Origin of the sequence: Pseudorhodobacter sp. E13 (assembly GCF_003991405.1) — a bacterium.
Taxonomy (GTDB): domain Bacteria; phylum Pseudomonadota; class Alphaproteobacteria; order Rhodobacterales; family Rhodobacteraceae; genus Pseudorhodobacter.
This window is the reverse complement of the sequence record NZ_RPEN01000158.1, coordinates 127,843-141,757: the sequence shown is the minus strand read 5'-3', so window position 1 is coordinate 141,757 and position 13,915 is coordinate 127,843. Positions and strand designations below refer to the sequence as shown.

The following is a 13,915-nucleotide window of genomic DNA, read 5'->3' as shown; positions in this document are numbered from 1 at the left end:
GGCGTGTGGCCCCCCATATGCGCTTTATTTACCCTGTTTGGCCAGCCATTCCGTCATCCAGGCAATTTCGGCCTCTTGGGCGGCAATCACGCCTTCGGCCAGTTTGCGCACCTCGGGGTCGGTGCCATATTGCAGCACGACCCGCGCCATATCGACAGCGCCTTGGTGGTGCGGGATCATGCCCCGGATGAAATCAACATCCGCATCCCCGGTCAGCGGGACGGCCATATCGGCATGCATCTTGGCATTCGCTTCCGTATAGGCCAGCGACGAGGGGCTTTGATCGCCCGTCATCTGATGCCCGCTGTGGTCCACAGTCTGGGCCAGCGCAGGCAGCGGCAGGGCAAGAGCAAGAACAAGCGTCAGGGTTTTCATATCGGCCTCATGTCAGGGTGATGCGATGATCTGTGAAAGATTCCGGCAGGGGGAAGGCAAATCAAGCTTATGTGATGGGCCTGTCAGACGGGGGCAGGGCCTTCACCTTTGGATTGGCATGGCCTATCCTATCCGTATGACGTGTGATTTTACCGGAAATTTCCGATGACACAAACCGCCAGGCGCCGCCCCGTGATCGGGATCATCGGCAATATGAACCTGCTGAACGAATCCTATCCCGTCCATGCCGGGGGAACGATGAACAGCGAAGCCGTCTCGAAGGTGGCGGGCTGTTTGCCGATCATCATCCCGTCTGATCCGCGCTTTGTCAGCGTGGCGGAGTTGCTGGAGTTGTGTGACGGCTTCCTGCTGACAGGGGGCCGCCCGAATGTGCATCCCAGCGAATATGGCGAGGATGAAACCCCCGCCCATGGCGATTTTGACCGCTGCCGCGATGCGATCACGCTGCCTTTGGTGCGGGCCTGTGTCGAACGCGGCCAGCCCTTCATGGGGATTTGTCGCGGCTTTCAAGAGGTGAATGTGGCGATGGGCGGCTCTCTTTACCCCGAAATCCGCGATCTGCCGGGGCGGATGAACCACCGCATGCCGCCCGATGGCACGATCGAGGAAAAATTCGCCCTGCGCCATTGCGTGCGCTTTGCCCCCGGCGGGGTGTTTGCAAATCTGATGGGCGCGGAAGAGGTGATGACGAACACGCTGCACGGGCAAGGCATTTGCCGCCCCGGCGCGCGGGTGGTGGTGGATGGCCACGCCCCCGATGGCACGCCCGAGGCGATCTATATCAGCGGCGCGCCGGGTTTCACCCTGTCGGTGCAATGGCACCCCGAATGGAACGCCGAGGCTGACCCGGTTTCGCGCCCCTTGTTCACCGCCTTTGGCGCCGCAGCGGCGGAATGGGCCGCAGGTCAGCGCCCCGTGGCACAAGCTATGGCCGGGGCATGACGCCTTAAACCTCTTGCCTTCCCCTTGCTGGAACCCCGTAGACGGGGGCTTTGTGACGGAAAACAAGGGGGCCCATGTGACAAAACAGATCAACGCACGCCGTTTGGCTTTGGGGGCTGCCGGCCTTGCGCTGGCTTTGGCGGCTTGGGCCGTCTGGCCGGGCAAGACAACAGTCAGCGCCGCGACAGAGGTTGTTATCCCGCTGCTTGGCCCAGAGGCGCAGCAAGGGGCTGCGCTTTACACCGCGAACTGCGCGGCCTGTCATGGGGAAAACGGGCTGGGCGTGGAGGGCGCAGGCCCGCCGTTTCTGCACAAGATCTATGAACCATCTCACCATGGCGACGGGGCGTTTTATGTGGCCGCTTTGCAAGGGGTCAGGGCGCATCACTGGCCCTATGGCGATATGCCCCCGGTCGAAGGCATCACCGAGGCCGATGTCGCAGCGATCCTGCTTTATGTGCGGGCTTTGCAGCAGGCCAATGGCATCTTTTGATCGCCGTGGAAGCCGATGAAAAAAGGCGGGTCCGTTTGGCCCGCCTTTCCCGACAACATCAATGCCTTATGGCGTTGTCTTGTTTTCCGGCAGCAAGATCACCGGGCTGGTTGTTGTGGTGCTTTGGCTCGGTTGCGCCGGGGTGGTGACCATCGGAGTGGTGGTCGTGGCCTTGGCCGTGGTCGCTGCGTCTGTTGTCGGTGCCGTTGCGGCCTCTGCCATCGGTTTTGGCTGATAGGTGACGGTCTTGATTTCCAGCTCCGGCACGGCGGGCTTTGGCTTTGCCTTGGCCACAACCTTTTTCGGTTTTGGCGGCGTCGGGATTTTCAAGCCTTTGGGCATGGAGCCATCGGCATTCAACACCAGAACATTGGCACCGGGCTGCACCCGTTGGTTCAGGTCAATCACGTCTTGCTGGATCATGCGGATACAACCCGACGAGGCGTTCTTGCCGATCGACCACCAATCGGGTGTGCCATGGATGCGATAGCCATAATCGCGCCCGTTCGACAAAAGATAGATCGCCCGCGCACCCAAGGGGTTGGTGGGGCCGCCGGGTTGGCCGTCTTTCCATTTCTCCAGCTTTGGGCTGCGCTCGATCATTTCGGGGGGCGGCGTCCATGTCGGCCAGTTCTTGGTCTGCGACACCACAGCCTCGCCCGCCCATTCAAAGCCGGATTTGCCGACCGAGATGCCATAGCGGATCGCCTTGTTCGGCCCTGTCACGAAATAAAGGAACTTCTGGCCGGGGTGAATGATGATGGACCCGGCAGGGCGGTCGGTTTGATAGGCCACCTCTTGCCGGCGATAGGCTTCTGGCAGCTTGTCCAAAGGCACCGCCGGCACCGGGATCGCGCCGTCCATCCGGGCGACATAGGCAACCTCGGCCGGTTCCACCGGGGCGCTGCGTTTGGCGGCGGCAGGATCGGCAGGGGTGGTTGCCACCGGGGCCACACAGGCAGAAAGCGCCAGACTGAACGCCACAGGCAGGCCAAGGATACGAAACGGGATGCCGAAGCTGCGCATATGGATATACCTTCACTATGCCGCAAGATGCGGATTCTTTCATTGTTTCCTTGAATAGAACAAAGGGGCCAGAGGGTCAAAGCCGATTGGCCCGCAGATGAACGGATTTCCGCCGAAACCGGGGAACGCCGCGGCTAGAGCGCGGTTCTGAGGTGCCAAAGCTCGGGGAAAAGCTGCACCTCCAGCATTTTACGCAGATATTGCACGCCTGAGGTGCCGCCCGTGCCACGCTTGAAACCGATGATCCGTTCAACCGTGGTCACATGATTGAAGCGCCAGCGGCGGAAATAGTCTTCGAAATCAACGAGTTTCTCGGCCATCTCATAGGCTTCCCAATGGGTTTCGGGATCGCGGTAGATGGTTTCCCACAGGGCCTGCACGCCCGCATCGGCAACCCAAGGCTGCGAGAGGTCGCGGGTGATCACGTTTTCGGGAACGGGCAGGCCTTTGCGGTGCAAATGGCGCAGCGCCTCATCATAAAGGCTGGGGCGGGCAAGTTCGGCCAGCAAAAGCGCGGTGACATCGGCGCGATGCACATGCGGGCGCAGCATCGCCGGGTTGCGGTTGCCGACCGCGAATTCGATCAACCGGTATTGGTGGCTTTGAAACCCCGAGGATTGGCCGAGATCATCGCGAAAGCGGGTATATTCCGACGGGGTCATGGTGCGCAGCACATCCCAGGCGGAATTGAGTTGCTCAAAGATACGGGCGATGCGCGACAGCATCTTGAACGCCGGGCGCAGGTGGTCGGCGGCAATGGCGGACCTTGCGGCGGTCAACTCATGCAGGGCCAGCCGCATCCAGAGTTCGGATGTCTGGTGCTGGATGATGAACAGCATTTCATCATGGGCACTGCTGCGCAGGGTCTGGGCGGTCAGGATCTTGTCGAGGTTGAGGTAGTCGCCATAGGACATGCGGCCATCAAAGGACATTTCGGCGCCATCGGTGGCGGGGTCAAGCGGGGCGGTCATCGGGCATTTGGGGGGGGTCATTGCGGGCTCTCCATCGGTCAAAGGGGGCCAGCGTTGGGCTGGCCACTAGCGGGGACAGGCGGCAAAGCGGGTGCTGAGCACCGAAAACCCCGAAAGCCTGCGCCAAAGCGCCGCCCAGCCTGCGGGGGCGCAAAGCGGTATCTGCCCGGTGGAGCCATGGCTTTGGGGAATGGTTTCAGAAGGGTAGCGGCCGGTTTCCACGCCCAGCGGCTGCGCGCGTGGTGGCGTCGGGTGCCTCCGGCGGAGGTATTTGGGCCAAGATGAAAGCGGCGCGCGCATCAGGTCACACGGGCGCGGGTTTTATACTCTGGCCGGTCCCAGAGCGATTGCGCCATGATCCGGGCAAGAACGGCGACCGCGCTGTCGACATCTTGTTCCGAGGTATAAAGCGGCGTGAAGCCGAAGCGCAGGATATCGGGGGCGCGGAAATCGCCGATCACGCCATGCGCGATGCAGGCCTGCATGATGGCATAGCCTTCAGCGTGGCGGAACGAGACTTGTGAGCCGCGCTGATCACCGTTGCGCGGGGTGGCGAGGGTGAGGCTGGGGCAGGCGGCCTCTACCCCTGCGATAAAGCGGTTGGTCAGGGCGATGGATTGGGCGCGGACATCCTGAATATCGGCCTGGTCCCAGATATCCAGCGAGGCCTCCAGCGCGGCGAGTTGCAGCACGGGCGGCGTGCCAACGCGCATCCGCTCGATCCCGTCGCCGGGGCGGTAGGCCAGATCGAAGGCGAAGGGTTCGGCATGGCCAAGCCAGCCAGAGAGCGCCGGGCGCGCCGCATCCTGATGGCAGGGAGCGACATAGATGAAGGCGGGGCCGCCGGGGCCGGAGTTGAGGTATTTATAGGTGCAGCCCACCGCGAAATCAGCCCCGCATGCGGCCAGATGCACCGGTAACGCGCCTGCCGAATGGGCCAGATCCCAGACCGTCAGTGCGCCTGCTGCATGGGCGGCTTTGGTCAGGGCCGCCATATCATGCTTGCGGCCTGTGCGGTAATCCACCTCGGTCAGCATAAGGACGGCGGTGGTATCGTCGATGGCGTCCAGCACCGCTTCGGGGGCCACGGTTTTCAACTGATACGCGGGGCCCAGCGTGCGGCACAGCCCTTCGGCCATGTAAAGATCGGAAGGGAAATTGCCGGTATCAGACAGGATCACCCGGCGCTTTGGGGTCATTTCCAGTGCCGAGGCGAGGGCTTGGTAGACCTTGATCGACAAGGTGTCGCCCATGACGACCGAACCCGCCTCGGCCCCGATCAGCCTGGCGATGCGGTCCCCGATGGCGGTGGGTTGCGCCATCCAGCCAGCCTTGTTCCAACCGGTGATCAGCATTTGCCCCCATTCCTGGGTGATCGTGCGCGCCACGCGGGCCGCCGCCGCCTTTGGCAGAGGGCCAAGCGAATTGCCATCGAGATAAATCACGCCTTCGGGCAAATCAAACTGGGCGCGGAGGCTGGCGAAATCGGTGGGCATGGGGCATCCTTTGGCAAGTTGCCGCATTGAACCGCTTTGCGGGCTACGTTTCAAGTTTAAAATGATGGGCGGGATGACAAAGATATTCGATTGGCCGCCGCTGTGGTTGGCGCTGTTTCTGGCCGTGGCTTGGGGGATATCCGCGCTGCTGCCGATGCCGGTCTTTGGCCGCTTTGGGGATGTGCTGGGCGGGGCTTTGGTGCTGCTGGGCTTTGGCCTGATGGGCCTTGCCGCAGGGGAGATGCTGCGCGCCCGCACCACGGTTGTGCCGCGCAGGCAGGCGCGGCAATTGGTGACATCGGGTCTGTTCCGCCTTAGCCGCAATCCGATCTATCTGGGGGATTCGCTGATTCTGCTGGGGGCCTGCCTGTGGCTGGATACGGCGCCGGCATTGCTGCTGGTGCCGCTGTTCATCTGGGTCATAAACACCCGCTTTATCACGGGGGAGGAGGCGCATTTGCGCCAAGCCTTTGGAACGGAATATGAAAATTACTGCGCTGCGGTGCGGCGCTGGGTCTGAAATGTCGCATCAGCTTGTCAGATTGTCGTTATTTCCTTGCTGACTTGTGAAATATTGTTGCGCGGTGTTTAAGGAAGACTGAAATGCGGACCTGACGCCGCGCTTGGCGTCAAATATCGGGGGAGAAGCTGTTGAAGATTGGGGCACCCAAGGAAATTTTCGAGGGCGAAGCACGCGTCGCGATGACGCCGGATTCGGCCAAACTGTTGCAAAAGCTGGGCCATAGCTGCGTTATTGAAACCGGCGCAGGCGAAAAGGCCGGATTTTCGGACAAGGCCTATGAGGATGCGGGCGTTGAGGTGGTGAAAACCGCCGCCGCCCTGTTCAAGGCCGCTGATATTATCGTCAAAGTGCGCGGGCCAGAGCCGAAAGAGGCCAAGATGCTGGGCGAGGGGCAGACGCTGATCTCGTTCTTCTGGCCGGCACAGAACGAAAAACTGCTGGAGCAGATGAAAAAGCAAGGCACCACCGCGATTGCGATGGATATGGTGCCGCGGATTTCCCGCGCGCAGAAAATGGACGCGCTGTCGTCGATGGCCAATATCGCGGGCTACCGTGCCGTGATCGAGGCGGGCAACAACTTTGGCCGCTTCTTTACCGGTCAGGTGACGGCAGCGGGCAAGGTGCCCCCGGCGAAAGTGCTGGTTGTGGGCGCAGGCGTGGCCGGTCTGGCCGCGATTGGCACAGCGACCAGCCTTGGTGCGATTACTTACGCCTTTGACGTGCGGCCCGAAGTGGCCGAACAGATTGAATCGATGGGCGCGCAATTCGTCTATCTGGAATTTGACGCCAGCGAATTGCCGGATGGCGCGGCAACGGGTGGCTATGCGGCCCCCTCCACCCCGGAGTTCCAGGCCAAGCAATTGGCGAAGTTCCGCGAACTGGCCCCCGATATCGACATCGTTATCACCACCGCGCTGATCCCCGGACGGCCTGCGCCCAAGCTCTGGACCAAGGATATGGTCGAGATGATGAAGCCCGGCTCGGTGATCGTGGACCTTGCGGCGGAACGCGGCGGCAACTGCGATCTGACCGTGATGGACCAGAAAGTCGTCACCGATAATGGCGTGACGATTGTTGGCTATACCGATTTCCCAAGCCGGATGGCCGCGCAGGCCTCGACGCTTTATTCCAACAATATCCGGCACATGCTGGCCGATCTTACACCGGGCAAGGATGGCGTCATCAACCATAACATGGAAGATGACGTGATCCGCGGCGCCACCGTGGCGCATCAGGGAGAGATTACCTTCCCGCCGCCACCGCCAAAGGTGGCCGCGATTGCGGTGCAAAAGCCGAAGGAAAAGGCCAAGGAGCTGACGCCCGAGGAAAAGCGCGCAAAGGAAGTCGCCGCCTTCAAGGCACAGACCCGCAATCAGGTGGGCTTGCTGGCCGTGGGCGGCGGGCTGTTGTTGCTGGCGGGGATGTTCACCCCGGCAAGCTTCATGGCGCATTTCATCGTTTTCGTGTTGGCCTGCTATGTCGGCTTTCAGGTGATCTGGAATGTCAGCCACAGCCTTCACACGCCCTTGATGGCCGTGACCAACGCGATTTCCTCGATCATCATTCTGGGCGCCTTGCTTCAGATCGGGTCGGGAAGCTGGCTTGTGATCGTGTTGGCAAGCCTTTCGGTCTTTATGGCCGGGATCAATATTTTCGGCGGTTTCATGGTGACACGGCGTATGCTCGCCATGTTCCAGAAGTCGTAAGCGGGGGCGAGGATTATGGAATACGGATTTACAACAGCCGCTTATGTTGTGGCAGCCGTGCTGTTCATTCAGTCGCTTGGCGGTCTGTCGGGGCAGGAAAGCGCAAAACGCGCGGTCTGGTATGGGATTGCGGGCATGGCCTTGGCCGTGCTGGCCACCGTGATCGGGCCGGGGGCAGGCAACTGGGTTCTGTCGCTGCTGATGATCGCCGCAGGCGGCGCGATTGGTTGGGTCGTGGCCCAACGCGTGCAGATGACAGAAATGCCGCAGCTTGTGGCCGCGATGCACAGCCTCGTCGGTTTGGCGGCGGTGTTCATCGGCTATAACGCCCATATCGAGGCCGCTTTCGTGGCCGCCACACCCGAAGATCAGCGGCACGCGCTGGAAGGGTTTGCCGCCATTCTGGCGCATAAGACGGCGGTGGAACTGACCATCCTGCGGGTAGAGGTGTTCCTGGGTGTGTTCATCGGGGCCGTCACCTTTACCGGCTCGGTCATTGCTTATGGCAAGCTGGCGGGCAAGGTGGATGGCAAGGCCAACAAGCTGCCTGGCGGGCATATTCTGAACGCGGCGGCGGCGATCGGGTCGGTGCTGATGCTGGTGGTTTATCTGCAAACCGCTTCGGCCATGGCGCTGATCGTGATGACCTTGCTGGCCTTCTTCATCGGCTATCACCTGATCATGGGCATCGGCGGCGCGGATATGCCGGTCGTGGTGTCGATGCTGAACAGCTATTCCGGCTGGGCGGCGGCGGCGATCGGTTTCTCCTTGTCCAATGACTTGCTGATCGTGGTGGGGGCGCTTGTCGGCTCCTCGGGTGCGATCCTGTCCTATATCATGTGCAAGGCGATGAACCGCAGCTTCATCTCGGTCATCCTTGGCGGCTTTGGTGGCACCACCGGCCCCGCCATGGAAATCAGCGGAGAGCAGATCGCCATCGATACCGAAGGTGTGGCTGCCGCGCTGAACGAGGCCGATAGCATCATCATCATTCCGGGCTATGGCATGGCGGTGGCGCAGGCGCAGCAGGCTGTATCTGAACTGACGCGCAAGCTGCGGGCCAAGGGCAAGAATGTGCGCTTTGCCATCCACCCGGTTGCGGGCCGTTTGCCGGGCCATATGAACGTGCTGCTGGCCGAGGCCAAAGTGCCCTATGACATCGTGCTGGAGATGGATGAAATCAACGAAGATTTCCCCTCGACGGATGTGGCGATTGTGATCGGCTCGAACGACATCGTGAACCCCGCCGCACAAGAAGACCCGAACAGCCCCATCGCGGGTATGCCGGTGTTGGAATGCTGGAAGGCGAAACAGGTGTTCGTATCCAAACGCGGCCAAGGCACCGGATATTCCGGGATCGAGAACCCGTTGTTCTACAAGGACAATACACGGATGTTCTATGGTGATGCCAAAAAATCGCTGGATGCGTTGCTGCCGATGATCGACTGACCCTCGGGCAGGATCGCCAAAACCACACGCGCCCCGCTGGCAACGGCGGGGCGCAGTGCATTCGGGGCATGGCTGCCTTTGCCGCGAGGCGTTTCGGGGGCGTGGCGGAAATACCAGTATACCGTTGCGCTCTGGCAATACGGGGCTTGGGGAATTTACAAATGCCGCCCCGCCCCGTTTTTTAGGGGCAATCACCGCCGTTGAGGACCCTATGCCAAAGATAAAAGACCACCCGCTGCGCTATGCTTTGGTCAATGAGCTGCACGCGCGGCCCTTCCCGTCGTTGCCGGTGCCTTGCCATGCGGTCTATGTGGCGATCAAAGAGGAAAACCGCGCCGTCAACCGCGACCGTGCGGCAGACAGGGCGCATTTGCTGGCCTTGCTGGATCGTCACGGCTCGGCCCATCCGCAACCCGATGCCACGCATTTTTCCGGACCCTTGGGCCGGCATGAGCTGAAATGGGAAAACCACACCGAATTCGTGACCTACAGCGCCTTTGGGGCGGGTAATTCCGTCCGCGCCTTTGACCCGATGGAGGCAGATGTGTTCCCCGCCGACTGGCTGGCAACGGCACCGGGCGTGCGGCTGACCTCGGTCTTGATCCGGGTGGAGGAGATGACGGATGAGGCAACCTTGCTGGAACACCTTGATCAATGGTTCGTGCCCGAAAGCCTTGCGATTGCGCGGGTGGTCGATGGCGCAGCGGTGATCGCCGGGGATTTCCGGATTGATGCGGCGGGCCATATGCGCTTTGCCGTCTTTGTCGAAAAAGGGGCCGAGGGGCGGCGCGTGGGCCGCATCGTGCAGCGCCTGTGCGAGGTGGAAACCTACCGCGCCATGTCGATGCTGGGGCTGGTGCGGGCGCGGGCGCTCAGCGCGCGGCTGAATGAGCTGGACCCAAGGCTGTCACAGCTTATTTCCGGCATGAACACCGCCGATCGTTCCCCCGATCAGGTGCTTCAGACCTTGCTGGAAATCTCGGCCGAACTGGAAAGCCTTGCGGTGCAGTTCAGCTTTCGTTTCGGCGCGACCGAGGCTTATGAGGCCATTGTGAACCAGCGTATCTCGGTGCTGCGCGAGGTGCGGGTGCAGGGGCGGCAAACCTTTGGCGAGTTCATGATGCGCCGCTATGACCCCGCGATGCGGACGGTGAAATCGGTGGATGCCCGGTTGCGCAGCATGGCAGAACGCGCCACCCGCGCGGCGGAACTGTTGCGCACGCGGGTTGATGTGGAACGCTCTGCCCAGAACCAGCGGCTGCTGGAAAGCATGGATGCGCGGGCCGATGTGCAATTGCGCCTGCAAACCACGGTCGAAGGCCTGTCAGTGGTGGCGATCAGCTATTATGCGGTGAACCTGCTGGCCTATGTCGCCTATCCGCTGACCGAAGGGATGGGCCTTTCCAAAGGGGTGACGATGGCTCTGCTGGCGCCATTGGTGATCCTTGGGGTCTGGGCCATGGTGCGGCGTATCCGCAAGAAATTCCACTGAAGCGTTTCGCGTTTGTCTTGCAACTTCGCGTCTCATCATTCCCGCTGATCCGTTTGATTTCAGGCAGCGTGAGAGGAGGCCGGTAGCACGCGAAACGCGGCAAGTCGCATGGCACAAGGCCCGCCCGGATCAGGGGCGGGCCTTATGTGGTCTGTCTGTGGCCTTGGCCGAAGGCTGGGCTTAGCCGAAGGCGGGGGCGGTGCTGCCTTTGGGGGCCAGCACCCGGTCCGTCAGCACGGCACCGCCTGCAATCGCCGCAATCGCCAGCAGGGCCGCAACCGACAGGGTCGGCACACCGGCAAGCCCGGCCCCCAAGGTGCAGCCGCCCGCCAGCACACCGCCCACACCCATCAGCGCGCCACCGGCCAGATAGCGCCCGGTTTCCGCAGGGGTGGCAAAGCTTTGCCATTTGAACCGCCCAGAGGCGAGCGAGGACAACGCTGCCCCCAGAACCGAGCCGCCAAACAGCCCGATGCCAAAGCCCGCCGCAACCGAGGTAGAAGCAATCGCCCAGAACAGCGTGTCCGACAGTGGCAGCGTGAACGACAGGCTTTCCATCGCGATGGCGTCAAATTCATCAAACAGCACAAAGCCAGTGCCGACCCATGCCAGCGGCACCAGCGCGCCGATGGCAATGCCCGCCGCAATCTGGCGCAGCGACAGGCGCGCACGGGCCGCATAGGCCAAAGCCGCCGCCGCCAGCACCGCCGTCACCAGCGCGGCACCGCCGGGCAGGTGGGCAAGGCTGATCGCATCGCCCAGCGGCAAGGTGAACTCTCCCAATCCGGTGCGGATCGGGGCCAGAAGCCCTTTCATCGTGGCATGGGCGGTGATGGCAAACACGGCCAGCACGGTCAGCGCGCGCAGATTGCCCGTGCCCGTCAGCACCGTCAGCCGCGAGGCGCAGCCCCGCGTCAGCACCATGCCCGCGCCAAAGGCAAGCCCGCCCAGCAAGATCGCGGCAATCGGCAGATCACTGGCCAGCAAGCGATGCTCGGCAAAGCTGATCCAGCCCATCGCCACAGCAGCTTGCGTGCCAATCAGCGCCGTTGCCAGCGCGGTCAGCCATAGCCCCAGCGCCGGTTGCCGTTCCGCCTTGGGGCCGACAAGGCCACGGCGCAGGCAAAAGCGGCTCACCTCGGCTAGCACGCCAAAGGCAAGACCAATCGCAAGGCCAAGGATCACCGAGGCGCTGCGCGGGGTCAAAGTCTCAAATCCAAGGGTTTCGAACATCGGATACTCCAGAATGCGGAATTTTGTTCCGTTTGGAGGAAGTTTCCGGCGAAGGCAATGCCGTTACACGGCGCACGAAGATGCCGGAGCGGGATGATTTTCCGCGCAGCGCAAGCCGCGCGAATAATCGTCCGCTTGTGGGGCAATGGCAGAACCGCGTCCCACCGCAGCCATCGGCCACGGGGGGATTGGTCTTATTTTAAGGGACGGGTGGTTCAGCGGCCCCGGATGCGCGGGTCCAGCGCGTCACGCAGCCCATCACCGATATAGTTGATCGACAGCACCAAGGCCGAAAGCGCCAGCGCGGGCCAGATCACCCGTTCGGGCGACAGGTTGATATAGGGCAGACCATCATTCAACAGCCGCCCCCAAGTCGGGAAATCCGGCGGAAAGCCAAGCCCAAGGAAAGACAGCGCGCTTTCCGTGATCACTGCATTGGCAACGCCCAGCGTGGCCGACACCATGATCGGTGACATCACGTTGGGCAGGATATGGCGCAGGATCATCCGCCGCGCCGGCGTCCCGATAGAGCGGGAGGCAAGCACGAATTCACGTTCCTTCAGCGCCAGCACATCGCCGCGCACGATCCGCGCGGCATGCATCCACGAGGTGACGCCAATAGCAAAAACGATCAGGATGAAAATCCCGCCCTCGGGTCCGAAAGACAGCACCAGCGGTTCGCGGAACAGCATCACCATCAACAGCAAAAGCGGCAGCAGGGGTAGGGCAAGGAACAGATCCGTCAGGCGCATCAGGATGCCATCCAACCGCCGGAAATACCCCGCCAAAACCCCGACCAAAGTGCCCAGCACCAGCGATAGCAGCATCGCCGTCATGCCCACCGCAATCGTAATCCGCCCCCCGGCCAGAACCCGCGCCAACATATCGCGGCCCAGTTGATCGGTGCCCAAAGGATGCGCAAGGCTTGGCCCCAATTCACGCGCGCGGATGTTGATGAACTTGGGGTCCACATCCCAAAAGAACGGCCCCAGCAAGGTGCCCAGCACGATCACGGCAAAGATCACCATGCCAATCAATGCGCCGCGATGGGTGCGGAACTGATCCCAGACATCCCACCACTGGTTGCGGGGCTTGGCGGCCTTCAGGTCGATAGTGTGATCAGTCATAGCGGATCCTCGGGTCCAGAATGCCGTAAAGCACATCGGCAATCAGGTTGAAAAGCACGATCAGGATGGCAAAGATGAAGGAAATCGTCAGCACCATCGGCGCGTCATTGCCTTGGATCGACAGCAAAAGCTGTTGGCCAAGCCCGTTCACCTTGAACACGTTTTCGGTGATGATGGCCCCGGTAAAGACCGACGGCACGCCCAAGGCGATCACCGTCACCACCGGAATAAGCGAATTGCGCAGAACGTGTTTCAGCAGCACCACACGCTCGCTCAGGCCCTTGGCCCGCGCGGTGCGAACGTAATCCTGGCTCAGGTTATCCAGCATCGAGGCGCGCATATAGCGGCTGACCTGTGCCGCCTGATACAGCGCCAGCACAAAGACAGGCATCGCCATCTGTTTGAATTGCTTGACGAAACTGGCCCAGTCGGTGACCTGATGCGTGGTGTCATAGATCGAGGGCAGCCAGAACATGCTATCGGTGGGCATCAGGACCGAGAACACGATGATCAGGAACACCCCTGTCACAAAGGTCGGCACTGAAAAGCCCACCATGGACACAAAGGTCCCGAATTGGTCAAACCAGCTATACTGCCGGTAAGCCGAGATGATGCCGATGGGCAGGGAAATCAGTGTGCCGACCAGATAGCCCATGCCGACCACCAGCAAGGTTTGCGGGATACGCTCGGCAATCGTGTCAAACACCGGGGCGCGGGTCTGGAAGCTGATGATGCGCTGCATCCCTTCGGAATAGGTTGTGTGGAACGCAGCATCCCACCAATGCAGCGGCTCGGTCACAAAGAGGTTATAAAGCCACAGCCCATAGCGCACATGCATTGGCCGCCCCAGCCCCAGCGACAGGCGGATTTTCTCTTTCACATCGGGCGGGATAGTCATCGGCATGTCGGCCAATGGGTCGCCGGGCGCAAGCTCCAGCAGCAGAAAAATCACCAAAGAGATGAACAAAAGCGTCGGGATTGCCAGCAGCAATCGGCGGATTGTGAAGGTCAGCATAGGCGGCGCCTCAGGTCATATCTTGGTCTGAACGGGGGGGAAGGGT

Annotated in this window: 14 protein-coding genes; 6 read left to right on the top strand and 8 right to left on the bottom strand. The window is 61.6% G+C overall.

Annotated elements, in window-relative coordinates:
• Positions 1–24: 24 nt before the first annotated feature.
• Positions 25–375 (bottom strand): DUF305 domain-containing protein, encoded by a 351-nt coding sequence (locus tag EGN72_RS14445; protein WP_127048780.1) that lies wholly within the window; start codon positions 373–375, stop codon positions 25–27.
• Between the two features lie 165 nt (positions 376–540).
• Here EGN72_RS14445 and EGN72_RS14440 point away from each other — a divergent pair, with 165 nt between their 5' ends.
• Together EGN72_RS14440 and EGN72_RS14435 are read left to right on the top strand one after the other, a co-directional pair.
• Positions 541–1,338, top strand: a complete 798-nt coding sequence (locus EGN72_RS14440) for a gamma-glutamyl-gamma-aminobutyrate hydrolase family protein (RefSeq protein ID WP_127048778.1) — start codon at positions 541–543, stop codon at positions 1,336–1,338.
• Positions 1,339–1,414: 76 nt separating this feature from the next.
• Positions 1,415–1,831 carry a cytochrome c gene (locus EGN72_RS14435; RefSeq protein ID WP_233587151.1) on the top strand — a complete coding sequence of 139 codons (417 nt, stop codon included), beginning with the start codon at positions 1,415–1,417 and terminating at the stop codon, positions 1,829–1,831.
• Between the two features lie 66 nt (positions 1,832–1,897).
• Here EGN72_RS14435 and EGN72_RS14430 read toward each other — a convergent pair whose 3' ends face one another.
• The 4 genes from EGN72_RS14430 to kynU all read right to left on the bottom strand — a co-directional run bounded on the left by EGN72_RS14430 (position 1,898) and on the right by kynU (position 5,324).
• Positions 1,898–2,857 (bottom strand): L,D-transpeptidase, encoded by a 960-nt coding sequence (locus EGN72_RS14430; RefSeq protein WP_127048776.1) that lies wholly within the window; start codon positions 2,855–2,857, stop codon positions 1,898–1,900.
• A gap of 134 nt (positions 2,858–2,991) precedes the next feature.
• Positions 2,992–3,828 (bottom strand): tryptophan 2,3-dioxygenase, encoded by an 837-nt coding sequence (kynA, locus tag EGN72_RS14425; protein ID WP_127049378.1) that lies wholly within the window; start codon positions 3,826–3,828, stop codon positions 2,992–2,994.
• Positions 3,829–3,894: 66 nt separating this feature from the next.
• Positions 3,895–4,128, bottom strand: a complete 234-nt coding sequence (locus tag EGN72_RS19210; protein ID WP_158623203.1) for a hypothetical protein — start codon at positions 4,126–4,128, stop codon at positions 3,895–3,897.
• The gene (kynU, locus tag EGN72_RS14420; RefSeq protein WP_127048774.1) at positions 4,128–5,324 is read right to left on the bottom strand and encodes a kynureninase; all 1,197 of its coding nucleotides are present in this window, start codon (positions 5,322–5,324) and stop codon (positions 4,128–4,130) included. Before kynU ends, EGN72_RS19210 begins: the two co-directional genes overlap by 1 nt.
• 73 nt (positions 5,325–5,397) lie before the next feature.
• Here kynU and EGN72_RS14415 point away from each other — a divergent pair, with 73 nt between their 5' ends.
• The 4 genes from EGN72_RS14415 to EGN72_RS14400 all read left to right on the top strand — a co-directional run bounded on the left by EGN72_RS14415 (position 5,398) and on the right by EGN72_RS14400 (position 10,494).
• Positions 5,398–5,844, top strand: coding sequence for an isoprenylcysteine carboxylmethyltransferase family protein (locus tag EGN72_RS14415; protein WP_127048772.1), 447 nt, complete (start codon positions 5,398–5,400; stop codon positions 5,842–5,844).
• 131 nt (positions 5,845–5,975) lie between these two features.
• Positions 5,976–7,553 (top strand): Re/Si-specific NAD(P)(+) transhydrogenase subunit alpha, encoded by a 1,578-nt coding sequence (locus EGN72_RS14410; RefSeq protein ID WP_127048770.1) that lies wholly within the window; start codon positions 5,976–5,978, stop codon positions 7,551–7,553.
• Between the two features lie 15 nt (positions 7,554–7,568).
• On the top strand, positions 7,569–9,002 hold the full coding sequence (locus tag EGN72_RS14405; protein WP_127048768.1) for an NAD(P)(+) transhydrogenase (Re/Si-specific) subunit beta: 1,434 nt from the start codon (positions 7,569–7,571) through the stop codon (positions 9,000–9,002).
• 211 nt (positions 9,003–9,213) lie between these two features.
• Positions 9,214–10,494 carry a DUF3422 family protein gene (locus EGN72_RS14400; protein ID WP_127048766.1) on the top strand — a complete coding sequence of 427 codons (1,281 nt, stop codon included), beginning with the start codon at positions 9,214–9,216 and terminating at the stop codon, positions 10,492–10,494.
• Positions 10,495–10,674: 180 nt separating this feature from the next.
• On the opposite strand, the gene EGN72_RS14395 is transcribed toward EGN72_RS14400, so the two are convergent.
• From EGN72_RS14395 to EGN72_RS14385, 3 genes are all read right to left on the bottom strand, one after another.
• A complete protein-coding gene (locus EGN72_RS14395; protein ID WP_127048764.1) occupies positions 10,675–11,727 on the bottom strand; it encodes a YeeE/YedE family protein in 1,053 nt (350 codons plus the stop codon).
• A gap of 215 nt (positions 11,728–11,942) precedes the next feature.
• The gene (locus tag EGN72_RS14390) at positions 11,943–12,854 is read right to left on the bottom strand and encodes an ABC transporter permease (RefSeq protein ID WP_127048762.1); all 912 of its coding nucleotides are present in this window, start codon (positions 12,852–12,854) and stop codon (positions 11,943–11,945) included.
• Positions 12,847–13,869 carry an ABC transporter permease gene (locus EGN72_RS14385; RefSeq protein ID WP_127048760.1) on the bottom strand — a complete coding sequence of 341 codons (1,023 nt, stop codon included), beginning with the start codon at positions 13,867–13,869 and terminating at the stop codon, positions 12,847–12,849. The genes EGN72_RS14390 and EGN72_RS14385 overlap by 8 nt, the downstream gene beginning before the upstream one ends.
• Positions 13,870–13,915: the final 46 nt, after the last annotated feature.